This window comes from uncultured Desulfovibrio sp., from assembly GCF_910584445.1.
In the GTDB taxonomy this organism is placed as follows: domain Bacteria; phylum Desulfobacterota; class Desulfovibrionia; order Desulfovibrionales; family Desulfovibrionaceae; genus Desulfovibrio.
The window spans coordinates 64,131-89,736 of sequence record NZ_CAJUBO010000012.1 but is presented as its reverse complement, the minus strand read 5'-3'; the positions used below and the strand labels follow the sequence as shown (position 1 = coordinate 89,736).

Genomic DNA, 25,606 nt, shown 5'->3' with positions numbered 1-25,606 from the left:
GAACCGGCCCTGCTGGTTGTGGATGAAGTCGGCGTCCAGTACGGCACGGACACGGAAAAACTGCTGCTTTTTGAAGTGCTGAACGGCCGCTATGAAAACATGAAGCCCACGATTGTCATATCCAATCTGGAACCGGCAGGCATAGGCGACTATCTGGGCGACAGGGTTATGGACAGGCTGATGGACAACGGCGGCGCGGTACTGGTGTTTGACTGGCAGAGCCACAGGGGGCGGAAATGATCCGGCCCACAGATTTGACGTTTGCCGTGTCGTTTCCTCCGTCGGTCAACCATTACTGGCGTCATGTGGCGTTGCCGCTGAAAAGGACAACGGCCAGGGGCAAACAGGCGTTCAGGGTGCAGGCGCTCATTTCGGCGGACGGTCGGAAGTACAAGCAGACCGTGTGCCGCGAAGTCATGGCCCAGAACGCGCAGTACCGGCTTTCCGCCCGTGTGAGAATGTTCGTTGCCCTTTATCCGCCGGACAGGCGGCGGCGCGACGTGGACAACTACGCCAAGGCTCTCCTAGACAGTCTGGTGGAAGCCGGAGTTCTGGCCGACGATTCGCAGGTGGATGATCTGCGGCTGGTATGGTGCGCGGCAACGCCGGGCGGCAGGGCGGTTGTGACCATCCGGCCCATACCGGCCGCGCCGGAACAGGGGGTGCTGGTGTGAGTGGTGATATTGTCCTGCCTATTCATCTGGGCCATTCGCCGGACAAGACCGAGTATCAGGGCGCCGAGGCCATAGCCAGGGCTATTGGCGTTTCCCGGCGAACCATTATGCGCTGGAAGCGGGCGGGAGCGCCCATTTGCCTTGTGGGCGGAAAGTATCAATGCCGCTATGACGAGCTTTGGGAGTGGATTGCCGCCCATGAACAGCGGCTTTACCCGCAGACGGAAAAGGATTAGAGCTTGAGGCGGGCAATCCTCCGAGTTCCAGGACAAGGAGGTGCCGCCTATGGAGCACTTCTTGCTTGACGTTGCCGCCGCTGTTGTGGCGGGCGTTATCGTGGCATGGATCGTGAAACGGTTTATTAACCGTTAATGTTTCAGGCCCCGGCAGGAGTGAGATTCCATACCGGGGCCTGAAACTTGTGTTACCAACACAGGGGGATTGCCCCACCGGGTCAGGGTGTCAGCAGCATCCTGACCCACCTTTTTTATAGGCACTCCGAAGCCGTCAGGCAAGCCCCCCAAGGGGGCTTTTTTCATTTTCGGGCGGTTTCGCCAAAACCTGTCAAGTATGCCCTGCTGTATCCCGGCTGTGTCCCTGCTGTATCCCAGATGTGACATCCCCCCAAACCCCCGTGTTAGCCTCGCGCGCAAATACATGGGGGTTTTTTGATGCGGTTTGTGCTTGTACGCAGGTCAACTTCGGACGCCGGGACGTTCGGGGTATTCACCGGGGAAGGTCTGGAGCTTCACACCGCCGAACTGCCCTGGCGGGACAACGCTGTCCGCGTCTCGTGCATCCCTGCCGGGCGCTACGTCTGCCGCCCGTATTCTTCGCGGAAGTTCCCCGATGTGTACGAGGTGAAGGACGTTCCGGGCCGAACGGCCATTCTGATTCATTCCGGCAACTTTGCCGGGGACACGACAAAGGGACTGCGCTCCGACGTGCAGGGCTGCATCCTGCTCGGTCTGGGCCGGGGTGAGATTGCGGGACAGCCCGCCGTCACGTCGAGCCGCGCGGCGCTGGACAAGCTGCGGGCCGTGGTTGGCAGGCAGTCTTTTGATCTGGTGATCACGGATGAAACAGGAGCGGCAGGCTGATGACGCTGTTCTCGTTTGCTGGCGGCAAGGCCGGATGGATAGCCGCGGGCATGGCGTCCGCCCTGCTTGGCTTCGGGTGCTGGTGGTTCCACGGCCAGGCCGTCACGGCAAGGGAGAGCGCGGCGGAATGGCAAAGAGCGGTACGGGAAGCTCAACTGGCCTTGAATGAGGCCATGACGGCCCGTGAGGCGCTGGAAAAGGCGTTGGCCGAACACCGGGCGCGGGTTCGGGAAGTGGAGAGCCGGAGCGCGAAATTACGGGCCAAAATTCAGGAGGCGGCAAGTCATGACCAGACTGTGCGCGATTGGAGCGACAAGCCTTTGCCTGACGCTGTGCGCGGGTTGCTCCAAAGTCGTTGAAGTGCCTGTGCCGCAGATCGTCCGGGTTATGCCCCCGGCCCATCTGCTGACCGCCACGCCGGAACCGGTTTTCACGGGTTCGGATAACGCGGCCCTGCTGGATTGGGCGCTGGATAACCGCGACGCGCTGCGGATGTGCAACGCGGACAAAGAGGCCGCGCTTCGGGCCGTGAGGGATGAACAATGAAGGAAACAGCCATGAACATCGTCAACGAGCTTGGAACCATGTACGGCCTGAAAAGCGCGTTGGCGGCTGTATGGGCGTTTATCGCCGGGGCCGTGGGACACCCGGATTCCGCGGCAAAGTGGCTGGTCATGCTGATGCTTGCGGATTTCGCTCTTGGCTTTTTCCGCGCCTGGAAGTGCCGCGACATCCGCGCCGGCAAGCTCAAGTCCGGGGCCTTCAAGTTCTTCTGGTACTGGCTGACCGTGGCTGTTTTCATGTGGGTTGATGAAGCGGTTCGCATTGCCGTTCCGCTTGTGCCTGTCAATCTGCGTGATGTGTTCATTGCCTACCTTGCGGTCAACGAGGCGTTTTCCTGCCTCGATCACCTGGCCTTTTTCCGTATGCCCGTGCCCAAGCCGTTTATCAGGCGGCTGCGCCGATACAGGCACGAGATTTTGACCTCGCCGTGGGACGGTGTGGAAAGGAAATCCTGATGGCCGCGCCGAAGAAATCCCGCAAGAAAAGGCTGGCGGCTTTGCCCCTGCACAAATTGCCGTCCCACGCGAGCATCGTGGAGCAGGCAAAGAGTTATGCGCCCGCCTGCATTCGCGCCCTGGCCGACGAAGTGGCGAACGCCGCGGGCGCGTCCCGCGTGAATGCCGCGCGTGAACTGCTGGATCGCGGATACGGCAAGGTGGGCCAGCCCATCGAAGTCACCGGACCGGACGGCGGGCCGGTATCGGTGGAAGTGGGCGTATCCCCGGCCATTGCCGCGGCCCTCAAGACATTGCAGGGAATGGCGGAAGAATGAACGGCATCATGTCCAGAAAAGAAGCCCTGGCTCTGTATCAGGAAGTAAAGACGCCGGAAGATATGCGCGCCATGCTGGCCGGCGATCTGTTCTTTCTGATGCTGGTCGGCCTTGGCCGTACAGACATGAACAACGATTTTCTTTTCTCGCGTTGCCGCGAGGTGCAGGCCAGCCCGGACGGGCATTTGGATCTGTGGGCGCGCGAACACTACAAGTCCACGATCATTACCGTGGGCAAGACCATTCAGGACGTGCTGCGCGATCCGGAAATCACGGTGGGGATTTTCAGCCATTCCCGGCCCATTGCCAAGGCGTTCCTGCGGCAGATCAAGCGCGAGTTCGAGGGCAATGCGCTGTTGCAGGAGCTTTTTCCGCATATCCGGCCCCCGGCCAAGGGTGAGAAACGCACCTGGAGCGAAGACGAAGGGATCATCGTCAAACGCCGAACCAACCCCAAGGAAGCCACCATAGAGGCATGGGGACTGGTGGACGGCCAGCCTATCGGCAAGCACTTTGCGCTGCTGATTTATGACGACGTGGTGACGCCCGAATCCGTGACCACGCCGGAGATGATCGGCAAAACCACGGATGCCTGGCGCGTGAGCCTCAACCTTGGCGCGCACGGTGGCCGCCGCCGCATGATCGGAACTCGCTACCACGCGGCGGACACCTACAGCGTGATCCTTGAACAGGGAAGCGTTCAGCCGCGCATTTACCCGGCCACAGCGGATGGAACCTATGACGGTGAGCCGGTGTTCCTTTCCCGCTCTGTACTGGCGGAAAAGCGGCGGGACATGGGGCCGTTCGTTTTTGCCTGCCAGATGTTGCAGAACCCGCTTGCCGACAAGGCGCAAGGCTTTGACAGCGATTGGTTCCGCAAGTTGCCCGGAGCCGCGCCCGATGCCGCGCGCATGAACCGCTATATCGTGGTTGACCCGGCCTCCGCCAAGAAAAAGGACAGCGACTACACGTCCATGTGGGTTGTGGGCCTGAACACGGACGGCAATTACTACGTTCTGGACGGTGTGCATGACCGCCTGAACCTGGCCGAGCGCGCCCGCTTTCTGTTTGACTTTCACCGCCGGTACAGCCCGCGCGCGGTTGGGTATGAGCGTTACGGGATGCAGGCGGATATTGAACACATGGCGCACCGCATGGAGCAGGAGAACTACCGCTTTTCCATTGTGGAGCTTGGCGGCCAGATGCCCAAACCTGACCGTATCCGACGGCTGGTTCCCGTGTTCGAGCAGGGCCGCGTTTTCTTCCCGGCGCGTCTGATGAAAATGCGCCTGGATTCCACAGCCTATGACCTGACTGACGAATTTTTCAGGCTGGAATACCAGACGTTTCCGGTTTCCAGCCATGACGATATGCTGGATTGTTTGAGCCGCATTCTTGACCCGGCTCTGGGCGCGGCTTTTCCCAAACAGCCCGGCAGTGTTTCTGCCGGCCTGCCGCGCCGGGCGGTGCAGGCGTCAAACCTTTATGCGTAGGAGTTTTGCCATGTGCGGCGGAGGAATTTTTGGCGGTGGAGGCGGCGGCAAAGCGCCGGAGGTGAAGGCCGCTCCGGTGGCTCCGGCCATTGTGGCGCCTATTGAAGCGGATTCCAGTTCGCAAGGCGCGTCGGATGCGGAAAGGAAACGCAGACAGGCGGCTTCCGGCCGTTCGGACACCATTCTGACGCGCGGCATGGGCGTAACGGATCAGGCCCAGACCGGCGGCAAGAAGCTGCTGGGCGAGTAAGGACGCGCCGCGTGCGCATGGTGACGAGCGAGAAGCGAAAGTATGACACAGGAAGAAATCCATCACTTCATCCGCAATCTGAAGCGACTGGAAAATGAACGCAAACGGGGCTGGGAAACACACTGGCGCGATCTGGCGCGGCATTTCCTGCCCCGGCGCGCTCGTTTTCTGGATGCCGGAGACGAAACCAACAACGGCGAAGCGAGAAATTTTCTGGAGGACAGCATAGGCATCATGGCCCTGCGCCTTTTGGCGAACGGAATGCAGTCCGGCCTGACTTCCCCTTCCCGTCCGTGGTTTTCCCTGACGCTGGAAGATGCGGCTCTGGCCGAACACGCCGATGCGAAACTATGGCTGCATGACACCTATGAAAAAATGGTGAGCCTGTTCGCCAGAAGCAATTTTTATGACCAGGTGCATATCCTCTACAGCGAACTGGCCTGTTTCGGCACAGGCGTTGTGATTATTGAGGAAGATCCGCGGATCACCATGCGATGCCGAACGCTGACCGTGGGGGAATATGTGCTGGATACCGGAGAGGATGGCCGTGTGGATACCCTGTACCGGCGTATCCGCATGACCCCGCGGCAAATTGTTCAGGCATGGCCGGAAACCTGCCCGGAGGCCATCCGAGCTTTGGCGGAACAGGACGCCGGCCGGTGGATCACCATTCTTCACGCGATTGAGCCGTTTCAATCCACGTCCGCGTATCGGACGACAGATAAAGGGTATCAAAGAACCGGGCGAGGCCTCAAGGGCAATGATCGCCCCTGGCGAAGCGTGTATCTGGTGCTTGATGGAAGCAACCGGGAAGTGCTGGAAGATTCCGGCTATTACGAGTTTCCGGCCTTGTGCCCGCGCTGGATTGTCACGGCCAGCGACGTGTACGGGGCAAGCCCGGCTATGGACGCCCTGCCCGACTGCCGCCAGTTGCAGAAGATGACAGAGGACGGCCGGCTTTCGCTGGAAGTGGAAGTAGGCCCGCCCATGATTGTTGCGGAAGGGACGGTCAACGGGCCGCTTGATCTTTCTCCGCGCGCCATAAACTACACCAGCACTCTGACACAGGGACAGGAAATCGCGCGTCCGTTGGTACAGAGACAGAGCCGGGCCAATCTGCAAGCTCTGGCTGTGGAGAAGGCCAACATCAAGGAGCAGATTCAGCGCCATTTTCACAATGACCTTTTCCTGATGATTTCCGAAGCGGGAAAGAACATGACGGCTACGGAAGTTGCCGAACGGAACGGGGAAAAACTGCTCATGCTTGGCCCGGTGCTGGATCGTTTGCGGGCCGAGCTTTTTCAACCGCTCATTGAACGGGTGTACGGCATCATGGATCGGGCCGGGATGATTGCCTTTCCGCCGCCCGCTCTGGCCGGGCAGCGGGTGAAGGTGGAGTTCATCAGCATTCTGGCCCAGGCCCAGAAGCAGGCGGGCCTTTCCGCCGTGGATCAGCTTGTGGCCCGTACCGGCCAGCTTGCGCAGGTGACCGGCGCGCCCGACGCCCTGGACAAGCTGAACGTGGACGGACTGGTTGACCTGTACGCCGAACTGCTGGGGACGCCCCCGAACCTTGTGCTTGCGCAGGATGAACTGACGGCCAAGAGGGAGGCCAGAGCCAGACAGATGCAGCAGATGCAGATGCTTTCCGCCCTGCAACAGGGAGCACAGGCGGCGGAAACAGGAACGCAGGCCATCAAAAACATCATGCCGCAGGGAGCAAGTCAGGCGGGTGAAACTGCCGCGCCGATGCAGGGGGTGACGCCGTGACGCAGCAAAGTAAGGCCGGATTCTTTTTTGTGCCGCCGTCGCCTGACATGGAAAGGGAAGACTTCAGGGCGGCGCTCCGCCACCCGCAGACGCGCCGCATTTTTCGGCGTCTTCTGGCGTCAAGCAACGTCATGGGGCCGTCTCTGGCTGTGGATGGGCAGAATACCGCGTACAACGAGGGCTTGCGGGCTGTCGGCCTTTGGCTGGCGCTCAAGATTGAAACATCAGCGCCGGGGGAAGTGGCCGCCCTGATGCGGGAAAGCGGCGATGACCTCATGGCGCACAACCTTTCACACAGGGAGAAATGAGCATGGCAGGCGAAGAAAGCCGGAACGTGGCCGACACCGGCAATGCCGAGGGCGAAGGCGGCCAGAATACGCCCGGCGCGGGCACGGCAGACAACGACAGTCTGATGGGCCGCCTGGCTGCGGGCGACGGCAAGGGAGGCGAAGGCGGCGAAAACGCCGGGGCAGACGGGGGAAAGAACAGCCCGGAAAACGAGCCTGACAAAGGCGATGGCAAGGGCGGAAAGCAGGACGATCCCGCCGCCCAGGTGCCGGACAAGGCGGAAGGCTATGACCTCAAATTCTCGGCAGAAACAAAGGTGGATGCCGAACTTCTGGGGAGTTTTCGCCAGACGGCGCTGGAATTGGGGTTGACGCGAGGACAGGCGCAAAAGCTGGGCAGTCTGTATGAAGGCCACATGGCGAAGGCCGCCGAACGGATGCAGGCCGAACAGACCAGGGCGCTGCTGGAAGCCCGCAAGGTCTGGGAAAACGAGATCACCGGATCGCCGACCTTTCAGGAAGATCAGGTTCGTATCCAGTCGGCCCTGCGCCAGTTTGGAGACGATGAACTGTATGAATTGCTGAACCAGACCAATCTGGGCAGTCACCCCAAAATGTGGGCTTTCATGGCGAAGGTGGGCAAGGCCCTGGCGGAGCCGGGCTTTCATGGAAGCGGGGCCGGGCAGACCAAAAGCGCGGCTGAAGTCCTGTACCCGAACATGAACTGACAACCCGGCCTGACCGGAGAAAAGGAGAAGCTGTCATGGCTGTTATTGGTAACAATGTGGCGACGCTGGGCGATGTCGCCAAGCGTCTGGACAAGGACGGGAAGATCGACAAGATCGTGGAAATGCTCAAGGATACCAATGAAATCCTTGACGATATGCTGTTCGTGGAAGGCAATCTTCCCACCGGGCACAAGACCACCATCCGCACCGGCCTGCCGGAAGCCGCCTGGCGGATGCTGAACTACGGCGTTCCGCAGAGCAAAAGCCAGACCCAGCAGATCATAGATTCCTGCGGGATGCTGGAAGCGTATGCCGAAGTGGACAAGGCTCTGGCCGATCTGAACAACAACACCGCAGCGTTCCGCCTCTCCGAAGATCAGGCGTTCTTGCAGGCCATGAACAAGGAAATGGCGCACACCCTGTTCTATGGGGACACCAGCGTCAACCCGGAACGCTTCCTCGGCATCGCTCCGCGTTTTGCCAGCCTTGACGCCGGCAAGGCGGCCACGGCGGAGAATATCGTCAACGCGGGCGGAAGCACGAATCTGACCAGCATTTACCTCATGGCCTGGGGGGCCAATACCGTCTTCGGCATTTACCCCAAGGGCAGCAAGGCGGGCTTTCAGCACACCGATCTTGGCGAAGTCACGCTTTCCATGACCCTGCCGGACGGGCGCACCGGGCAGTATCAGGGCTACCGCACCCACTACAAATGGGACATTGGCCTGGTTGTCCGGGACTGGCGCTACATCGTGCGCATTGCCAACATCGATCTGGCTTCCATCACGGACGCCAAGCTGATCGACTGCATGATCGAAGCGTCCGAAATGCTGCCGGATGAACGCCTTGGCCGTCCGGTCTGGTACATGAACCGTTCTGCGCGCACCAAACTGCGTCTGGCCCGCCTGAACAAGACCAACGTGCAGCTTACCTTTGACACCGTGGAAGGCAAAAAGGTGATGGCCTTTGACGGTATCCCTGTCAAACGCTGTGACGCCATTTCCAAAGCCGAAGCCAAGGTGGCGTAAAACTGCGGCCCGCGCTCTTATCCTGCCGACAGGGCCGGACAGGGCGCGGCCATGCAAAAGGAGCCGTAACCATGCTTTTTGATGCTGAAAACCTTTTTTCCAGGGATCAGGCCGTCACGGCCACGGCAAAATCCGCCAATACCCTTGATCTCGGTTCCGGCGATCACGGGCCGAGCGAGCGCCTTTCCCTTGTCGTTTGCGCTGTCGGCTTCACCGCCGGAAGCCTGACCGTGGAGGTGCATACCGCCGACGCCTGCTCTGACGCCGGCGTCCTCACGTCGCCGGTGACTGTCGCCAGTTACCCTGTGTCCGCCGACGCCCTCACGGCGGGCGGGAATGTCGTGGTCTCGCGTCTGCCGCATGGCCTCAAACGGTATGTCTGCCTGAACTATGCGGCGGCCACGGGTGAAGGCACTGTTGCTCCGGCCGGCGGCACGATCACCGCCGGGCTTGTCCTGGATGTGCCGGCCGAAAAGACGATGCCCAAAGCGTAGCGACAGGGGCCGGGCGTCTTGCGGCGTCCGGCCCTTCAGGAGAAGCCATGCAATCTACGGTTCATCTTTACAATGTCGCCCTGGCCCGTCTGGGAGGGGAACAACTGCCCCGGAATATTTCCTCACAGGAAAGTGATGCCGTGGGTGCGCTGTGCGACAACCTCTTTCCGCAGGTGCTTGATCTTACTCTGACCGCTCATGCCTGGTCTTTTGCCCTGAAGCGCGTATTCCTCGCCGCTGTGCCGGAAAACGGCCCCGGAAATGCCCTGTATCGTCTGGCCTATGCCGTGCCCTCCGATTGTGTGAAAGCCGTCCGTCTGGCGGGCGGCGGGGTGAACCGCTCCCCCGCCTACGTCATGGAAGGGGAAACCCTGCGTACCAACGAACGGCAGGCCGTGCTGGTGTATGTGGCGCGCGTGACCGACCCCCAAAAATGGCCGCCCGCTTTTGCCGACGCTCTGGCCTGGGCGATGGCCGCCGAACTGGCCTCGGCCAAGCTCAATGACAGCCGCAAACAGAACTGGTGCTATCAGAATTACAAGGTAGCCCTGGGCGATGCCATTGCCAGAGATCGGGCGACACAGAATCCTTATGCCCCCGTGTCCCCCTGGCAGGCCGCGCGGTTCGGTACGGCCATGCCGCAGCCGGAGAGGTTCTAGCCATGCCCGGTTCTGTTCTTCAAGGCGCGTTCATAGCCGGCGAGCTTGCGCCCAGCCTCACGGCCAGGGTTGACCTTGAGAAATACAACAAGGGCTGTCGGACGCTGAAAAATTTTCTGGTGCAGGCGCACGGCGGCGCGGTGAAGCGGCCGGGGTTCATGCTGCTGGACGCCCTGCCCGGCGAGGCCGCGCTTGTGCCGTTCGTGTTCAGCCAGTCGCAGACCTACTGTCTTGTCTTCGGTGAAAAATGGCTGCGCGTCGCCACGCGGGACGGCTTCGTTCTGGATGATGACGGCGAGGTGTACGAAATCACCAGCCCCTATACCCTGGCGCAAGCCAGGAACCTTTCCCACGCCCAGAGCGCGGATGTGCTGTTTCTGGCCGTGCATGGCGTTCGCCCCATGCGCCTCATGCGGTACGGCCATGCGAACTGGAAATTTGAAGCCATGACGTTCACCTCGCCCCTGCCCGCGCCCGCAGGCTTGAGCATCGCCTTCACCAATGGGGCGAAGAAAAGCGACGGATCGGCATCAGCGGCACAACTGACCACGCCTTACACCTATTTTGTGACGGCCGTGAACAGGGACGGCAAGGAAAGCGGGCTTTCGGCAGGCTGCCATTTCACCGGCCCGGCGGAAAACAACTGGCAGGCCGGCGATTATCTGACGCTTTCCTGGCAGCCCGTGGCCGGAGCCGTGGAATACCGCATCTACAAGGCCGCGCACAGCGGCAGGCCGGGATTCGTCAAGGAAGTTACCGGCACAAGCTGGGGCGACTACAACACCTCGCCTTCCGTGACCGAAGGCGCGCCGGAGTATTCAGACCCGTTCCCGGAGGGGGACTACCCCGGCGCGGTCTGCCTGTTCGAGCAGCGCCTTGTGTTCGCGTCCTCGCCCAACCGGCCGCAGACCATCTGGATGAGCAAGAGCGGCGACTACGGAAACTTTGCCGCCTACAAGCCGCAGTCCGACGATTCGCCCATTGAACTGACCATTGCCAGTCAGGAAGTTTCCGCCGTCAACTGGATGGTTCCGCTCCGTTCCCTGATCATGGGCATGGACGGCATGGAATGGGAAATCGCGGGCCGCAGCGAAAATGCCTTTTCCGCCAAGAACGCCAAGGCCACCCCGCAAAGCTATTGGGGCAGTTCCCTCAAGCGGGCCATGATTATCGGCAATGTGATTCTGCATGTATCCAGTTCCGGCCGCCAGGTGAGGACGCTGCAATACGAGTTCGCGGCGGATTCCTATGGTGGGATGGATCTGTCCATCATGGCCGCGCATTTGCTCGAACAGCACAGGATCATCGACTGGACGTACCAGAAAAGCCCGGATTCCGTGATCTGGGCCGTGCGCGAGGACGGCGTTCTTCTGGGCCTGACCTTCCAGGCGGAACATCAGGTTTCCGCATGGCACAGGCACGACACGCAGGGGAAGTTCAAGGCCGTCTGCGCCCTTCCGGGGCCGGGAGATCATGCGCTGTTCGCCGTGGTGGAGCGCGGCGGCAAGCTCTGGCTGGAACGAGCGGCGGATCGCTACCTGGACGGCGATCCGGCACGGGCCGTCTTTGTGGATGCGGCCCTGACCTATGAGGGGGAGCCGGTGCAAAGCCTGACCGGGCTTGACCACCTGGAAGGCATGGAGGTGCAGATTCTTGCCGATGGGGCCGTGCATCCTGCCCGCACCGTGGCCGGCGGCCGCGTGAACCTGGAGCGCAAGGCCGGCATTGTCACCGTAGGGCTTGGCTATGTGGCCGACCTGGAGACCATGCCCGTTGAGGTCATGGGCCAGAACGGCAGCAGCGTTGCCATGAAAAAGCAGATCAACGCCGTGGACGTGCTGTTCCGGAACAGCCTCGGCGTCAAGGTGGGCCTGTCCTTCGACGATGCCCGGATGCAGTCCGTAAAATGGCGCACCAACGAACCCTACGGCAAGCCGCCCGCGCCCTACTCCGGCATGAAAAGCGTTGTCATGCCGGCACTGGCGGACAACAGCGTCACCGTCTGCATCCGCTCCGACCTGCCCACGCCGGTTTCCGTGCTGGCCCTGGTCAGCCGCATACAGGTGAACCAATGAGCGTGTGGCGCATTATTCCAGCCGATGCCGCGCATATCGCGCCCATCGCCGCCGACATGCGCGAGGCCGACCGGCGCGAAGTGTGGGCCAGCCACAGGCACAACCCCGAAGAAGCCCTTGAACATGCCCTGCAAGGTTCGGAACTGGCCTGGACGTGTTTTGTGCATGGGCAACCCGCCTTCATGTGGGGAGTTGCCCGGCAAGGCAGTCTGATTTCGCGCACGGGCGCGCCGTGGCTGCTGGGCACGGAAGGACTGTACGCCGTGCGGCGCGAATTTTTGAAGCAGTCCCGCTTCTACGTCGGCATGATGCAATCCCGTTTTTCACGATTGGAAAATTATGTTCACGCGAAGAACGCCCTTTCCATGCGTTGGCTGAAATGGTGTGGCTTTACCGTGGAGAATGGCGCGACATTGATCAATGGAGAGCCTTTTTATCTGTTCTGGAGGAACGCCCATGTGTGAAGCCACAACCCTGACCGTGGCCGGCATGGCCCTGTCCGCCGTTACCACCGGCATCAGCATGGCCGCGCAGAGCCAGCAGGCGCAGCAGCAGGCCAATGCCCAGAAGCGGGCGGCGGAATACAACGCGCAGGTTGCGGCCAATGAGGCCGCCACGCAACAGCAGCTTGCCCGCAACGAAATCTCCAAGGGCATTGCCGACCGGGAACGCCAGCAGCGACAGGCGGCCCGCGCTATGGGCGAAATGCGCGCCAACATGGGCGCAAGCGGCTTTGAGATGGATTCCGGGAGCAACGAAAGCCTGCTGGCCGAATCCGCGCAGGAGCATCAGTACGATTCGCAGGTCATCATGTCCAACGCCAATCAGGCGGCGTGGCAGCATCTTGTGGCCGCCAATTCGGCCGGCAATCAACAAGGTTTCGCGCAATGGCAGGGCAGTCAGGCCGATTCGGGGCGGGGCGCAAACGGTCTGGCAATGGCCGGGACGCTGCTTGGCGGCATCGGTACGGGAATCGGGCAATACAACAGTTACCTTCAGAACAAATCCAGCGGCAGCAAGAACGGTTACTACGATCCCGCGCTGCAAAAGATGGTGTCACAGCCGGTGAGGCATTGATATGGCGATCATCACTCCCCACGAGAGTCAGGCCGGGATCGCAACGGGCAACGCCGGACAGGCGGCGCCCTACCGTTCCGCTTCGGCCTTCATGACGCCGGGGCAGGCGGCTTTGCCCAACGGCATCAACCAACTGGCGCACGGCATGGACAGGCTGGGCGACGCCGTGTTCCGCATGGGCATCGACCGCATGAAAATGCGGAACGCCACGGACTTGCTTGCCGACAAGGTGGCCTACGAGGATGCGCTGCGCCAGTTCGATTCCGACTACCGTCAGACGCATCGGGGAGTATCCGCCCGCGACGCGGAGGAAGCCTACGCGGCCTTTCATCAGGAGCAATACGACAAGCTGCAAAAGAAATGGGGCGGCAATCCCTACCTCATGGAAGGCGTGAATCGTATGGCTGAAGGCATCCGCCTGCCATCCATGCAACGCGCCGTCAATTATCGCGATGGCGAGGAGGAGGCATACAAAAAGTCTGTGCTGCAATCTTCACAGGCGCAGACATTCGCGGTGTTCAGCGATCCATCCGTGTCCTGGGAGGAAAAGCAACGCGCTCTGGAGCAGGAGGAAAACAACCTGCGCCTGTTCGCCGGGCAGCAACCCGTCATGGTGGACGGCAGGACGCAATGGCAGGGCGGTAGGGAAGTCACCGCCGAAGCTATGGCTCTGCGGCAAAAACTGCTGACGGAGTATTTCAACGCCATGCTCCAGTCGGGCAATCTGGATGGCGCGCAAGCCTTTCTTGATTTCCAGAGTGGTACGGCCAGCGCGCCCGGAAGCCTTTCTCAACGTAATCTGGCAGCGAACAACTTTGGCAATGTCAGGAATACCAAGGGCAATTTTGTTGCCTATGCCACGCCGATCGATGGCCTTATGGGCATTGGCGAGCGGATAGTGCGTTACACCAATGCCCCGGAAAGAGGCTGGCATGCTGAATCGCTGCTGGACATGGCGAAGATTTACGCGCCCAAAGGCGACGGCGCAAATGACCCAGAAAAGTATGCCGCGTTCCTCGGCAAGAAACTCGGTATTGATCCCACCGCAAAAACAAATCTCCGCGATCCGAAAATCCTTGCGGGCCTCATAAAATGGATGCCCGTTATGGAACATGGCGCACAGCGCGTGAGCATATCGGATGATGAGGCCATGCAGGCGACACAGGCCGTATTGGCCGGAAAAAAGCCGAAGGTCGTGGGGGAAGCGGGCACAACGAAACGTGGCCCTTTGTATGTTGCTGGGACAAAACCTGAAGGAATGGTGACACCGGGCAATATAGACATCGCCAACCGTCCACAGGTCAAAATGGACGATGGCGGCACGGCAACCGTGCGCAGCATGTCCGTCAACATGGATGGCAAGGAAGTCCTGATCCCCACTATTTCGCCTGATGGACGCCTGCTCTCCGATGATGAAGCCATCGCTGAATACCGAAAAACAGGCAAGCACTTGGGCATGTTCGATACGCCGGAGCATGCCACGGCATACGCTGAAAAACTGCATGAGCAACAGGAGCGGATGTATCTCTCGCACAATGCCGGTGCAGCTTCCCTTTTGCCCGCGTCCGCCCGCTTTCATTTTCAGGCGAGCCTTGATGCGGCCAGAAAACGGCAGGAAGCCGAGATGAGGCAGCACCAGGAAGAAGCGGACTTGGGCATGGCGCAGCGACTGATCCAGGAGACTAGGGACATCAGCGCCGCTGACAGGCAGCGCGTTCTTATGGATCGGCTTGCCGGGATTCCCGACCAGGGGCGGCGCGACAAGGTGGCGGCCTGGTGCAAGCGTGAATTGGCCTTTGAGGAAGAGCGGCGCAAGGCGCAGGATATGGATATTGCCATGACCCTCTATGAAATGGGCCGGAAAAGCCAGGAATCACCCACGCAATTTCTCCTGCGCGTCACTGCCAGCAATGCCCCGGAACAGGCAAAAAAGCAGGCCATAGCCATGTTCAATGGAAAAATCGAAGAGAATGAGTTGAATATGCGCGCGCTGGATGAGTTGCGCCTGAAAATCGACGAGGCCGAACGTAACAGCCAGCCCATGAGCAAGGATGCTGTGTACAGGTTCGCCTATGACCGCCGGATGACACCCGCGCAACTGAAGGCCGCGCTTTCCTACCTTGAGGACGGCGGCAATCTTGGCAGGCTCAAACAGTCGGATGTCAATTCGATATACAAGGAACTCCATGCCTCCGAAGATGTGAAAGACAAGGATATTCCGACATGGCTCTATGATGCGGTGCAAAGGGAGCTTGCTGCCGGGAAGGAACTCACACGCGGGGAACTCAAGAAGATAGTCGCCCATGTGTGCATTGCCGGAACCGTGCCTGGCAAATTCTACGGCCGCAATGCAATCACTCGCGGCGAAGCGATTGTGCAGGGCAAAGAGAATGTTTTTGAGGCAGGCCCGGATACCGAAGCCCTTGAAAATGAGGATGCACAATGAGCCTTTTGCTTGATTCCTCCGAAAATATTCAGAACCAGCCCGAAGCGCGCTCCTATGCCCGGCCGCTCCCTGAAGGCGGGAATCCGTTCACTACTCCCGCGCCTGCGGCGGAATCGCGGAATGTGCCCACGCCAGCGCCGGCTCCGGCGGATGAAACCGCCCAGTTTGCGCCGAGCGTGCGGGCCGCCCTTGAAGTGGCGCGATCCGACAACCTTGACGCCGCCCGTGTGGCGCGTGGTCTCAATATCGCCCGCAATCTCGGACTTCCGCAAAGCGTGGTCATGGCAGACCTTGACTATGCGCGCCAGGAAGAAGTGGCCCGCAAGATAGAGGCCAACCCTCTGCTTGCCGGCTGGGCGGCAAAAAACGAGTTTAACGCCGCTGTGGTCTCCGGCGACGTTGATCGGATGAAGGAGCTTTGCACGGCGCTCCAGAAGCAGCATGAGACGTGGGAAGCCACGCGGCCGGACATGGGCATCGGAGAGCGCGTCCTGACCCTGCTGGGTGAAGGGACGCGCAATGTTGGCCTTGACCTGGATTCCTTTTTGAGCGCTTCGGCCCGCTGGTTCTCGCACGGAACCCTCCGGGACGCGGACGGCAACGAACTGGGAGACTATGAGCATGCCGGCATGCGGGAGTGGGCCGACAGGAGGGATCAGGAAATCGCCCGCATCAAACAGGCTGCGGGGCCGGAACTTCAGGCGCAAACCACGCTTGGCGGATACTTGCAGGATGTGGTGCGGCAGATTCCGCAGCTTGCGGCACAGATCGGCGCGACACTGGCAGGTGGCCCGGCGGCGGGCATGGCGCTCATGGGCGGCCAGATTGCAGGAGATCAGTACAGCAAGCTGATGGAACATGGAGTTGATCCCGACCGCGCCCTTGCCGCAGGCGTTGCCAATGCGGTCATGCAGGCGCCTCTTGAACAGCTTGGCCTTGGCAGGCTTGCCGGAATTTTCAAGACAAGCGGCCTGAAGAATATTGCCAAGCGCACTGCGGAAGGGGTGCTTACCGAAGGCGGCACGGAATTTTTGCAGGCGTTCCCCGAATCCGCCACCGAACTCTGGGCAAAACTCGCACAGGATGAAGGCGCATCCGACTGGTATGCCCGTTTTGTGGAGGCATTGCCCGAAACGGCGCGGCAAGGTCTGTACGAGGCGGCGGTGGCCGCGCCCTTCGGCGTTCTGGGCGGCATGGGCAAGGCTGCCTATGACCGGGCGCAACAGAAGCGGGCCGAGGCGTTCAGCGCCGCGCAAATCGCCCTGCATGAAAAGGTGGAAGCCACCCAGGCCAAGAAACTTGAGCCGGAGATCATTGAAAGCGTCCTCGCCGCCGGCGGGATGGATCAGGTTGTGGGCGTGGATGCTGAAGCTCTGCGCACTCTGCATCAGGAAGGCAGGGACTTCCTGACGCCTCTTGGCCTCGACCTGGAGGACGTGGAAACAGCGGCGGCAGCGGGGCAGGATGTCCACCTGCCGCTTGTCCGGCTCCACAGTCGTCTCAATCAGGAGGAAATCACGGCAATCATGCCGCATGTCCGCCAGACGCCGGAGGCCATGAACGGGGCCGAGGCCGCGCGCGTCAATGAAAAAATCGCGGCTGACGCGCTGAAGGTGGCGGAGTTGTTTCAGGGTGACACCCGGCTTTTTGAGGAGATGAAGGAGGAGCGGCAACGGCTGCATGCGGAAGCGGTGGAGGCGATTCGCCGCCAGCCGGGCCTTCTGGCGCAGGCGGAGGCAAGCTCCGGCAGCGTGGATGCCTATGTCAACGACTGGCTCAACATGGTGCAGGGTTTTGCCTACCGTATGGGCGCGAGTGGGCAGAATCCCGTGGAACTCATGCGCAGGATAACCCTGGACAGCCTGCGCGCCAAACGCCGCGCGCACATGAGCCAGGAAGAAGTCATTGGCGAGGACTTGGCGGAGCTTGCCGCAAAAGAGACGGCAGAGGCAGGGAGCGCCCCGGCTCCGGCGGGCGGATTGCGGCATCTGAACGCCGTGACGATGGATGACGTGTACGCTCTGGCGGAACAGACGCAGGATCAGTTTTACGCCGACGTGGAATCATGGGCCGGGGAACTTGGGGGCGCGGCGCTGTTCCGAACTGACAGGGAAACCGGACAAAGAACGCTCAAAAACAGGGCGCGGGCCGAAAGGAAACTGCCGGAATACGACGGCGACGCCGCGCGCGTGGTGGACATTCTGGGCGGAACCATTCTGTTTGACACGCGCGATCAGGTGGAAGCCGCGGCCGAGCAGATACGCCGGCGCATTCAAGCGTCCGGCGGAACCGTGGTGCGGGACAAAAATCGCTTTGCCAATCCTGCGGGAGGCTACAAGGATTACCAGTTCAACTACCGCTACCCCAACGGCTTTGCCGTGGAATTGCAGTTGAACACCAAGGCCATGAGCGAAGCCAAGGAGAAAATCGGGCACAAGCTGTACGAACTGCAAGATTTGGTAAAGAATATTATTGATGATCCAAGCTGCACTGAAGAAGAAAAAGCCGTTGCGACTATTCTAAGGGCTAAAGCCAGTAAAGCCAGCAAAACACTATATGGTTCAACGGGCGATCAAAGTAACGAGACTGCTTCTTTTTCATCAATAATTGAACCATACGTCAGTATGGAAGCCTGGACATCGGAACTTGCTGGCACAAGTGTATATGGCAAGTTGTCTGAATTATTTGATTTCATGCGGAACAGCTTGAAATCATTGGTACGCACATACGGCAACCCATCCCAGTCGATAAACTCACTGACGAATACGGGCGAGCCGTCCGGGAGAGACAGCACACGGATAACAGGCTCAGAGGATGTTAATTTATCCAATTCCTTGCGAACGTCCATGACCGAACCTCCTCTTGGTGAAGGAAGTATAGCGCAGAATGGGGGTCAAAACAACCGGCCCGGCAAAATCATCGGTTCTGAAACAACCATTCTGGGCAAGGGCACGTCCGAACAGGCCCGCTATGAAGTTTGGGAACTGGACGATGTGATCCCTTCCCATGACCCGGAAAACGGCTTTGCGCGGCGTGAAGACTATCCCGCCGCGGCCCAGGAACGGCCCTATCATTCCGACGCCGGAGAGCAGGAAAAGGTGCGCGGCAACGCCCTGTCCTACCAGCCCGCCTTTGTTGTCAATTCTGACCCCACAGCCGGGAACGGGCCGCCGATTGTCACGCGGGAAGGCATTGTGCTGGGCGGGAACAGCCGCACCATGACCTTGCAGCTTGTCTATGCCGACAGGCCGGACAGCGCGGCGGCCTATCGGCAGACCCTGACAGACCAGGCCGCCGGATTCGGCCTTGACCCTGCCGCACTTGAAGGGATGCGCCGCCCCATACTGGTGCGGGTGGTTGACGAACGCATGACGCCGGAAGAAATGGCGGTGAAGTCGCGTCTCTACAACCAGACCACCACGCAGAAATTGCAGGCCAAGGCCGAAGGCGTATCCAGGGCGCGCATGATCAGCCCGGCCACGCTGGCCGCCCTTTCCGCTGACATGGCCGATTTCGACACGCTACGGCAGTTTTTGGATTCCCCCCGGTCAAAGGGCTTTGTGGGACTTCTGCTGCAAGACGGCGTGATCGAGCAGACGGAGATTTCCAGCCTGACCGAAAAGGGCGGCCGCCTGAACGACAGCGGCAAAAAGCTGGTGGAAGACGCCCTGCGGGGTATGGTTGTGGCGGATTATGATGTTCTGGAAGCGTTGCCTGCCTCTGTTCTGAACAAACTGGACAGGACGATTCCCGCCCTGGCCCGGCTGAAAGCCCGCGGCGAGGGATGGGATATGGGGCATGTCCTGACCGCGGCTTTGCGGATTGTGGGCAAGGCCGCGGCGGAAGGGCGAAAGGTGGAAGGCTGGCTGGGGCAGGTTGACCTTCTGGATACCGATCCGGACAAGAAGCGCCCGGCCGTGCAAGCTTTGGCCCTGACTTTCGCCAATGCCACGCAGAAGGAAGCGGCCGCCCGCTTTGAGGTTATGGCCGGAGAGGCGGAGCGGCAGACCAAAGGACAGGGAGCCTTGATTGCCCGGCCGGAGAACAGGCCCGGCCCCGCGTTTGTGAAAGCCTTTTTGCAGCCCCTTGCCTCTGTGGACGGCCGGACGATCACCGGTTTTGATCCGCGCGGCGACGAACGCCATGCGGCCCTGCAATGGGCCTATGAACATGGCGGCAAAGGCAAAACCGTATCCGCCGCGCTGGATCGTCTGCAAAAAATCATAGGCGCAAAGAAATCCACACCGGAACAGAAGGCAGAGGCGCGGGAAATGATCCGCCTGCTTTCCGAATTTTCCGGCGCGATCAGCATGTACCCGCCGAAGCTGGGGCCGTATTTCCGCTACCAGGAAGGGCAGGAGCTTTTTCAGGCAGCTTTTCATGGCACACCACACCGTTTTGATCGTTTCAGCCTGGACGCTATCGGCACGGGTGAAGGGAATCAATCACACGGCTGGGGACTGTATTTCGCGAAAGACAAAAACGTGAGCGAGGACTATCGAAAGGCTCTTGCAAACTCAAAAGAAAAATATGTTCTTGGAGGAAAAGCGTACACAGTTGATGAATCAAACCTGTATGATATTTGGCGCGACGACAGCGGCAATGAAATAAGCGGATACGAACCTGTTTCGTATGCCTTGAGGACGTATTCCGACAACAATAAAGATATTGCTGCGGCGATAGAGGAAATAAAGGAAGCCATTGAAATTTTGAAAAAAGATGCTTCCGCTTCCACTTCCACAGAAGTTGAAGAAAAAGCTCTCAAACTCCTTGAAGGGGGTATCCAGAAGAAGGAACCGGGGCAGCTTTTTGAGGTGGATATCCCGGAAAACGACATGTTGCTGGATGAGCAGAAAACGCTTGGCGAACAGCCTGAAAAAGTGCAATCCGCCCTGCGCGCTCTTGCACAGGAACACGGTTTGACCTTGGAAAGTCAATATCCATCTATTGAGGCGACAGAGAGCGGCAAGACTTTCTGGATAAAGCACCCCGGCGGATGGGAACCTGCGGGCGCTCCCCGGTTCAGAAGCAGAGCGAAGGCGGAACAGTGGTTGAAAGATAATCCTGATGAGTTCGTTATTATCCAGGACGGCAAACGAATTTACAACGAACTGGCGGACAGGCTTGGCTCTCCCCGTGCGGCTTCGCTGGCGTTGAACGATTTGGGCGTCAAGGGCGTCACCTACGACGGGGCACAGGACGGCCGCTGCTTTGTGGTGTTCGACGACAAGGCGATCAACATTCTGCAAACCTACTACCAGGAGCGGGACGATCCCCGCGGCTCTGTGCAGATTTACCCGGAAGGGTATCTGATCAACCTGTTCCAGGGGGCCGATCTTTCCACCCTGCTGCATGAAACCGGCCATATTTTCTTTGAGGAAATGGAGCGCATGGTACGGGCAGGCGCGGCGGATGAAACCATGCGCCGGGATTATGAAACCATGCGGGTCTGGCTTGGAGCGGAGCCGGGCCAGACCTTGACCGAAGAAATGCGGGAGAAGGCGGCGCGCGGCTTTGAAGCCTATCTGATGGAAGGCAAAGCGCCGAGTGTGGAACTGGAAAGCGCCTTTGCCCGGTTCAGGAAATGGCTGCTTGCCATTTACCGATCCGCGACGCGCCTGAATGCTCCGTTGACGGATGAAGTGCGTGGCGTTTTTGACCGACTGCTTTCCAGTGAGCGGGAAATCGCGGCCACGGCGGCGCGCAATGAACTGCTTGATCTGACGGCCCGCGAACTGGACGCCCTGGGCCTGACCGGCACGGCCAGAACCACGGCGGCCGGACTGATGGGCAAGGGGCGGGAAGCCGCGGCGCAAAGCCTGCAAAAATCCCGTGACGCCAATCGCAAGGCGCGGATGGAAAAGTACACGCGGGAAGCGCGGGACGAAGTGCGGGCAATGCCGGTGTACCGGGCCAGAGGCGATTTGCGCAGAACGCCGCTTGATCTGGAAGCGGTGCGGGAAGGTTTTGGCGAGGACACGGCGCGCTCGCTGCTCAAAAGCCTGCCCGGTTCCGCCAGAAAAGACGGCGGCGTTGACCCGGAAATATTCGCCGCCGAACACGGCTATGAGAACGCGGCAGCCATGTTTGCGGACGTGCTGAACGCCAAGCGTCAGGGCGACGCCATTGCCGAGGTGGCGCGGCAGAAGGAAGCCCGGCACGATGCCGAGTATGACGCCTTTGAACACCTGATGGAAACCAGAGAAGTCTCTATCCAGATGGAACTGGTAGGCCGGAAGCTGGCCGAACTGTTGGGAGCGGCCGACATAGAGCGCGAGGCATACATGCGGGCAGCGGAGCGTGAACTTGCCGCCATGCCCCTTGGCCGCGCCGTGCAGACCGGGAACTTTCTGGCCGCCATGCGCCGGGCGCTGCGGCAGTCCCGCACGGCTCTGGCCGCCGGAGACAGGAAAACGGCCCTGGACGCGCACCGGAAAGCCATGCTGAATATGGAATTTGTGCGCCTTTCGCGTGATCTTGCCCGGCGCCGGGACAGCGCCGAAGGGCAGATCAAGCGGTTCATCGGCATGAAGAAGGGCGATCCCGATGCGCGGTACATGGTCATGGACATCGGGATGCGCCACGGCCTGGTCAAGTTTTCCGCGCCGCTTGCGGAAGGCCGGGACGTGCGCACGGTGCAGGCATGGATGCAGGGAGTGAAAGAGGACGGCTACGAAATCTTTTCCGATGACCGCATCCTTTATGGCCCCGGCCAGCCCTGGCGGGAAATGAGCGTGGCGGACTTTGAAAGCCTGGTGGAAACCGTTGCCCAGATTGTGACTGTGGAGCGGAACCGGCGCAGGCTGCTGACGGCCAAGAACAAGGCTGATCTGGATGAGGCGGCGGAAGAAATCGCCAAAAGTATTCTTACTCACCGCAAGGGCAAGGCCATAAAGACGGTGGAAAAACAGCCCGCGGCAATCAAAGCCCTGTCCGGCCTTCATGCCATTCACACCAAGATCGAGGCGTTGTGTCTTGCTCTGGACGGCGACGCGATGGGCGCGGCATGGGAGTACATTTACCGGCCCATTACCGAGGCTGACGACAGGCAGAGTGAACGATTCCGGGAAGTGCGGGATGCCCTGAAAGGGGCGGCGCTGTTCGGCGCGTACACGCGCAAGGAACTGGCCCTGATGGGTTCGCGCAAGGAACTTGTGCCGGAGACAGGCGAACGGCTGACCTGGGAGAATCGGATCGCCGTGGCCCTGAATATGGGCAACGAAACCAACATGGGCCGTCTGCGGGACGGGCATCACTGGACGGACGCGCAGATTGCCGCCGTTGTGCGGCCCCTGACGGCGCGTGATTGGCAGTTTGTGCAGTCCGTGTGGGATTACATTGCCGGCTTCAAGGACGAGGCTTTTGCGCTGCAAGAGGAAGTCACCGGCCTGCGGCCCGCGGCGGTTGAAGCAAAGCCCCTCACCGTGCAGACGGCGGACGGCCGGACTTTGGAACTCGCGGGCGGTTACTATCCTATCAAATACAACGCGGACAAGGGCTTTATGGCTTTCGCGCACGAACAGCGGGAAATGGACAGGGAACTGTTCGGCGGGCGCAACTACGGGGCGGCCATGACCAGAAACGGCCACCTGAAAGAGCGCGCGGCCGGGGGCATGGGCAGCCCGCTCCTGCTGGAACTTTCCGTGATAACCGACCACCTGTTCAATGTGGTGCATGACCTCACCTACCGCAAGGCCGTGTTGGATGTGGCGAAGATTATCCGCCACAGCACCGTGCGCGAAGCCATTGAAAGCACTGTGGGGGCAGAGATGTACCGGCAGTTGCAACCCTGGTTGCAGGATGTTGCCAACGAGCGGCAGGAACCCATGCACGCCGTACACCGCTGGGCGCGGTGGGCGCGGGCCTCAACCAGCATCATGCAGATGGGGTATAAGGCGACAACCATACTGGCGCAACCGCTGGGCATCACGCAGACAGCGGAACTGCTGGGGTACAAGTGGACAGGCGTTGGCCTGAAGCATGTTTACCGCAACCCCATGCGTCTGCCGGAACTTCTGGAAGAAACCTTTTCCCGCTCCCCCATGATGGCGAACCGGATCAGGAGTTTTGACCGGGAAGTGCGGGACATTGCCAAGCAACTGACGCCCGGCATGGATCGCTTCGCCTGGGTGCAGACGGTGAGAGACAAAGCCTTTGTGCCTATGGGGATGGTGCAGATGGGCGTTGACCTGCCGACATGGTGGGGAGCCTATGCCAAGGGCTTGCAGGATTTTGCCGGAGATGAAGGCCGGGCCGCGCGCTATGCGGACAGCATCGTGCGCATGAGCCAGGGCAGCGGTTCCACAAAGGACCTGGCGCGGGTGCAGCGCGGCGGCGATTTATTGCGCCTGACCACCATGTTCTACAGCTACTTCAACACGCTCTACAACCTTGGGGCGCGCCGGATCGCCGCGCTCAAGCAGCACCATGCCCCTGCCGACATTTTTAAGGCGGCCAACACCGCGCTGCTGCTGTGGTTTGTGCCCGCCGTTTTCGGGGAACTGCTGGCGGCGAGGGGGCCTGACGACGATGAAGAGCCGGGAGAATGGGCGGCCATGCACATCCTGCAATACCCCTTCCAGGCAGTGGTGGGGATACGGGACATAGCCAACTATGTGTTCGGAGAATACGGCTACCAGATCACTCCGGCCCAGGCCGCGCCGAAGGCTCTGGGGCAATGGTTCAAGAGCGTGAACAGGGCGCTGGAAAAAGGGGATGCCGGGGAAGTGGCGAAGCCTACCGCCGAAGCTCTGGGCTACCTTTTCGGCCTGCCCATGAAACAGCCCATTATCACCTGCGGCAACCTCTGGGACTTTGTGACCGGGGAAGATCCGGACTTTGCCGTGAGAGATTTGTTTTTTGTGAAGCCCAAATGAGCGAGAGGGGATCATGAGCGTTGAAAATACCACAACCAAAGTGATTTACAACGGAAACGGCATGACGACGGAATGGCCTGTTCCGTTTTCGTACAGCAAGCCGGACCACATTTTTCTGCTGCTGACCGATGCCAAGGGGGTGAGCCACGATGTTCCGAGCAATTATCGGGTGAACGTCACGGAAGCGGGCGACACGTCCGTAACCTACCCTGTTACGGGCGAACCGTTGCCCGGCGGAGCAAAACTCACCATCTACAGGCAAACGCCGCAGACGCAGATTCTTGACCTGATTTACGGCGGGGCGTTTGCCCCCGAAGTCCTGGAACGGGACGGCTTTGATCGTCTGGTAATGATGATTCAGGAAATGAACGAGGAGATCGAGCGGGCAATCAAAATCGCCATTGATGCCGGGAGCGTGGCTCCGTCCATAGAAGAAGTTTACGCGGTGATTGGCGAACAGCTTGCCCGTGTGGAAGCGGCCGCCGCGGCAACCGAGGCGGCGCTTCTTCAGGCCAAAACCCTGTTGAGCCTGATTCCTGTTCCCCAAGACCGTGACGTGGGGAGCACTCTGTACGTCATGCGGATTGAAGGAAAAGCGCAATATGTGCTGATGCGGGGCGGAAGCGGCGGCGGTTCCGGCGCGGGCTTTGCGGAATACTCCATTCCCGCGCGGGAGGCGTCCGGGCTTGTTTCTGTCGTGCTGGCCGACATCGGGCATCCCGCCATGCTGGGGCCGTTCAATCCCGTTATCAATATCATTTCGCTGAAGCCGTACACCTTTGTCATTCGTTCGCGGAGCGCCGAAGGCTTCACGGTGCAGCTTTACAAGGCGGACGGGACGCCGGGCGTGGAATTTGCCGAGTTCATAGAGTTTGGAAGGGCGGAGTTCGGGGACGGAACGGAATTTGGGGCCGCCGGCTCCGGCTCTGATGTGGAACTTGCGGTGAGCATCCCCCTGCCGCCGCAATAACCGGAGAGGAGAACTTTCATGCGTGGTGCAGCAAAACATTTCAATACCCTGGCTGATGTGGAAAACAGCATGGCTGTGGACAAGGAAGGCACAAAACCCCTGTTGCGCAGGCTGAAAGAAGGCCGCTTCATCTGGGTTGACCTTGGGCCGCTGGCGGCGGGAGCGTCCGGTCTGACGGACGACACGCACAAGGTCATGGATGTGGGCGGCATGGATGCAGGCGGGGCCGCGCAGGAGCGCACAACCAAACCTCACCAGTTTGAGTTGCGGGAAGATCCGAACGCCTGGCTGTTCCGGCTTGGCCTGACAGTGGAAAAAATAGACGCATATCTGGAGGCGTAGT

23 protein-coding genes and 1 pseudogene are annotated in these 25,606 nt (G+C 60.3%); all 24 read left to right on the top strand.

What is annotated here, in order from left to right; translation table 11 throughout:
- The coding region (locus QZ294_RS07335) for an ATP-binding protein (protein ID WP_297048462.1) at window positions 1–240 on the top strand (240 nt) is incomplete at its 5' end.
- Window positions 237–674, top strand: coding sequence for a RusA family crossover junction endodeoxyribonuclease (locus tag QZ294_RS07330; RefSeq protein ID WP_297048460.1), 438 nt, complete (start codon window positions 237–239; stop codon window positions 672–674). The genes QZ294_RS07335 and QZ294_RS07330, both read left to right, overlap by 4 nt.
- Complete coding sequence (locus tag QZ294_RS07325) at window positions 671–910, top strand: hypothetical protein (RefSeq protein ID WP_297048458.1); 240 nt, start codon at window positions 671–673, stop codon at window positions 908–910. Before QZ294_RS07330 ends, QZ294_RS07325 begins: the two co-directional genes overlap by 4 nt.
- Before the next feature lie 435 nt (window positions 911–1,345).
- A complete protein-coding gene (locus tag QZ294_RS07320) occupies window positions 1,346–1,774 on the top strand; it encodes a DUF5675 family protein (RefSeq protein WP_297048457.1) in 429 nt (142 codons plus the stop codon).
- Complete coding sequence (locus tag QZ294_RS07315) at window positions 1,774–2,133, top strand: hypothetical protein (RefSeq protein ID WP_297048466.1); 360 nt, start codon at window positions 1,774–1,776, stop codon at window positions 2,131–2,133. The genes QZ294_RS07320 and QZ294_RS07315 overlap by 1 nt, the downstream gene beginning before the upstream one ends.
- Window positions 2,060–2,320 (top strand): Rz1-like lysis system protein LysC, encoded by a 261-nt coding sequence (gene lysC / locus QZ294_RS07310; RefSeq protein ID WP_297048456.1) that lies wholly within the window; start codon window positions 2,060–2,062, stop codon window positions 2,318–2,320. Before QZ294_RS07315 ends, lysC begins: the two co-directional genes overlap by 74 nt.
- An 11-nt stretch (window positions 2,321–2,331) precedes the next feature.
- On the top strand, window positions 2,332–2,793 hold the full coding sequence (locus tag QZ294_RS07305) for a phage holin family protein (RefSeq protein ID WP_297048454.1): 462 nt from the start codon (window positions 2,332–2,334) through the stop codon (window positions 2,791–2,793).
- Window positions 2,793–3,110, top strand: a complete 318-nt coding sequence (locus tag QZ294_RS07300) for a hypothetical protein (protein WP_297048452.1) — start codon at window positions 2,793–2,795, stop codon at window positions 3,108–3,110. The genes QZ294_RS07305 and QZ294_RS07300 overlap by 1 nt, the downstream gene beginning before the upstream one ends.
- Before the next feature lie 62 nt (window positions 3,111–3,172).
- On the top strand, window positions 3,173–4,603 hold the full coding sequence (locus tag QZ294_RS07295; protein WP_297048464.1) for a hypothetical protein: 1,431 nt from the start codon (window positions 3,173–3,175) through the stop codon (window positions 4,601–4,603).
- Between the two features lie 10 nt (window positions 4,604–4,613).
- Entirely contained in the window at window positions 4,614–4,853 is a 240-nt protein-coding gene (locus QZ294_RS07290; RefSeq protein ID WP_297048450.1) for a hypothetical protein, read from the top strand.
- Window positions 4,854–4,895: 42 nt separating this feature from the next.
- Complete coding sequence (locus QZ294_RS07285; protein WP_297048448.1) at window positions 4,896–6,623, top strand: portal protein; 1,728 nt, start codon at window positions 4,896–4,898, stop codon at window positions 6,621–6,623.
- A complete protein-coding gene (locus QZ294_RS07280) occupies window positions 6,620–6,931 on the top strand; it encodes a hypothetical protein (RefSeq protein ID WP_297048446.1) in 312 nt (103 codons plus the stop codon). The genes QZ294_RS07285 and QZ294_RS07280 overlap by 4 nt, the downstream gene beginning before the upstream one ends.
- Before the next feature lie 2 nt (window positions 6,932–6,933).
- On the top strand, window positions 6,934–7,638 hold the full coding sequence (locus QZ294_RS07275; protein WP_297048444.1) for a hypothetical protein: 705 nt from the start codon (window positions 6,934–6,936) through the stop codon (window positions 7,636–7,638).
- Between the two features lie 35 nt (window positions 7,639–7,673).
- Complete coding sequence (locus QZ294_RS07270) at window positions 7,674–8,666, top strand: major capsid protein (RefSeq protein WP_297048442.1); 993 nt, start codon at window positions 7,674–7,676, stop codon at window positions 8,664–8,666.
- 71 nt (window positions 8,667–8,737) lie between these two features.
- Window positions 8,738–9,160, top strand: a complete 423-nt coding sequence (locus tag QZ294_RS07265) for a Bbp16 family capsid cement protein (RefSeq protein ID WP_297048440.1) — start codon at window positions 8,738–8,740, stop codon at window positions 9,158–9,160.
- A gap of 47 nt (window positions 9,161–9,207) precedes the next feature.
- The gene (locus tag QZ294_RS07260; RefSeq protein WP_297048437.1) at window positions 9,208–9,819 is read left to right on the top strand and encodes a hypothetical protein; all 612 of its coding nucleotides are present in this window, start codon (window positions 9,208–9,210) and stop codon (window positions 9,817–9,819) included.
- 2 nt (window positions 9,820–9,821) lie between these two features.
- Window positions 9,822–11,894: a hypothetical protein gene (locus tag QZ294_RS07255; RefSeq protein ID WP_297048435.1), complete on the top strand. Its 2,073-nt coding sequence runs from the start codon at window positions 9,822–9,824 to the stop codon at window positions 11,892–11,894.
- The gene (locus QZ294_RS07250) at window positions 11,891–12,358 is read left to right on the top strand and encodes a hypothetical protein (protein ID WP_297048433.1); all 468 of its coding nucleotides are present in this window, start codon (window positions 11,891–11,893) and stop codon (window positions 12,356–12,358) included. Before QZ294_RS07255 ends, QZ294_RS07250 begins: the two co-directional genes overlap by 4 nt.
- Window positions 12,351–12,971: a hypothetical protein gene (locus tag QZ294_RS07245; RefSeq protein WP_297048432.1), complete on the top strand. Its 621-nt coding sequence runs from the start codon at window positions 12,351–12,353 to the stop codon at window positions 12,969–12,971. Before QZ294_RS07250 ends, QZ294_RS07245 begins: the two co-directional genes overlap by 8 nt.
- Window position 12,972: 1 nt before the next feature.
- Window positions 12,973–15,417: a hypothetical protein gene (locus QZ294_RS07240; RefSeq protein ID WP_297048430.1), complete on the top strand. Its 2,445-nt coding sequence runs from the start codon at window positions 12,973–12,975 to the stop codon at window positions 15,415–15,417.
- Window positions 15,414–15,854, top strand: a pseudogene (locus tag QZ294_RS11015) (hypothetical protein); the annotation flags it as partial. The gene QZ294_RS07240 and the pseudogene QZ294_RS11015, both read left to right, overlap by 4 nt.
- Before the next feature lie 108 nt (window positions 15,855–15,962).
- Complete coding sequence (locus QZ294_RS07235; RefSeq protein WP_297048428.1) at window positions 15,963–24,293, top strand: hypothetical protein; 8,331 nt, start codon at window positions 15,963–15,965, stop codon at window positions 24,291–24,293.
- A gap of 13 nt (window positions 24,294–24,306) precedes the next feature.
- Window positions 24,307–25,263 (top strand): hypothetical protein, encoded by a 957-nt coding sequence (locus QZ294_RS07230; protein ID WP_297048426.1) that lies wholly within the window; start codon window positions 24,307–24,309, stop codon window positions 25,261–25,263.
- An 18-nt stretch (window positions 25,264–25,281) separates the two neighbouring features.
- The gene (locus QZ294_RS07225; protein ID WP_297048425.1) at window positions 25,282–25,605 is read left to right on the top strand and encodes a hypothetical protein; all 324 of its coding nucleotides are present in this window, start codon (window positions 25,282–25,284) and stop codon (window positions 25,603–25,605) included.
- Window position 25,606 lies beyond the last annotated feature (1 nt).

Excerpts from the sequence above, each read along its gene's own strand:
- QZ294_RS07290 (WP_297048450.1), top strand. The coding sequence starts at position 4,614 with ATGTGCGGCGGAGGAATTTTTGGCGGTGGAGGCGGCGGCAAAGCGCCG.
- QZ294_RS07275 (WP_297048444.1), top strand. The coding sequence starts at position 6,934 with ATGGCAGGCGAAGAAAGCCGGAACGTGGCCGACACCGGCAATGCCGAG.
- QZ294_RS07330 (WP_297048460.1), top strand. The coding sequence starts at position 237 with ATGATCCGGCCCACAGATTTGACGTTTGCCGTGTCGTTTCCTCCGTCG.
- QZ294_RS07240 (WP_297048430.1), top strand. The coding sequence starts at position 12,973 with ATGGCGATCATCACTCCCCACGAGAGTCAGGCCGGGATCGCAACGGGC.
- QZ294_RS07245 (WP_297048432.1), top strand. The coding sequence starts at position 12,351 with ATGTGTGAAGCCACAACCCTGACCGTGGCCGGCATGGCCCTGTCCGCC.
- QZ294_RS07270 (WP_297048442.1), top strand. The coding sequence starts at position 7,674 with ATGGCTGTTATTGGTAACAATGTGGCGACGCTGGGCGATGTCGCCAAG.
- lysC (WP_297048456.1), top strand. The coding sequence starts at position 2,060 with ATGACCAGACTGTGCGCGATTGGAGCGACAAGCCTTTGCCTGACGCTG.
- QZ294_RS07305 (WP_297048454.1), top strand. The coding sequence starts at position 2,332 with ATGAACATCGTCAACGAGCTTGGAACCATGTACGGCCTGAAAAGCGCG.
- QZ294_RS07300 (WP_297048452.1), top strand. The coding sequence starts at position 2,793 with ATGGCCGCGCCGAAGAAATCCCGCAAGAAAAGGCTGGCGGCTTTGCCC.
- QZ294_RS07225 (WP_297048425.1), top strand. The coding sequence starts at position 25,282 with ATGCGTGGTGCAGCAAAACATTTCAATACCCTGGCTGATGTGGAAAAC.
- QZ294_RS07255 (WP_297048435.1), top strand. The coding sequence starts at position 9,822 with ATGCCCGGTTCTGTTCTTCAAGGCGCGTTCATAGCCGGCGAGCTTGCG.
- QZ294_RS07230 (WP_297048426.1), top strand. The coding sequence starts at position 24,307 with ATGAGCGTTGAAAATACCACAACCAAAGTGATTTACAACGGAAACGGC.
- QZ294_RS07315 (WP_297048466.1), top strand. The coding sequence starts at position 1,774 with ATGACGCTGTTCTCGTTTGCTGGCGGCAAGGCCGGATGGATAGCCGCG.
- QZ294_RS07260 (WP_297048437.1), top strand. The coding sequence starts at position 9,208 with ATGCAATCTACGGTTCATCTTTACAATGTCGCCCTGGCCCGTCTGGGA.
- QZ294_RS07320 (WP_297048457.1), top strand. The coding sequence starts at position 1,346 with ATGCGGTTTGTGCTTGTACGCAGGTCAACTTCGGACGCCGGGACGTTC.
- QZ294_RS07285 (WP_297048448.1), top strand. The coding sequence starts at position 4,896 with ATGACACAGGAAGAAATCCATCACTTCATCCGCAATCTGAAGCGACTG.
- QZ294_RS07265 (WP_297048440.1), top strand. The coding sequence starts at position 8,738 with ATGCTTTTTGATGCTGAAAACCTTTTTTCCAGGGATCAGGCCGTCACG.
- QZ294_RS07295 (WP_297048464.1), top strand. The coding sequence starts at position 3,173 with ATGCGCGCCATGCTGGCCGGCGATCTGTTCTTTCTGATGCTGGTCGGC.
- QZ294_RS07250 (WP_297048433.1), top strand. The coding sequence starts at position 11,891 with ATGAGCGTGTGGCGCATTATTCCAGCCGATGCCGCGCATATCGCGCCC.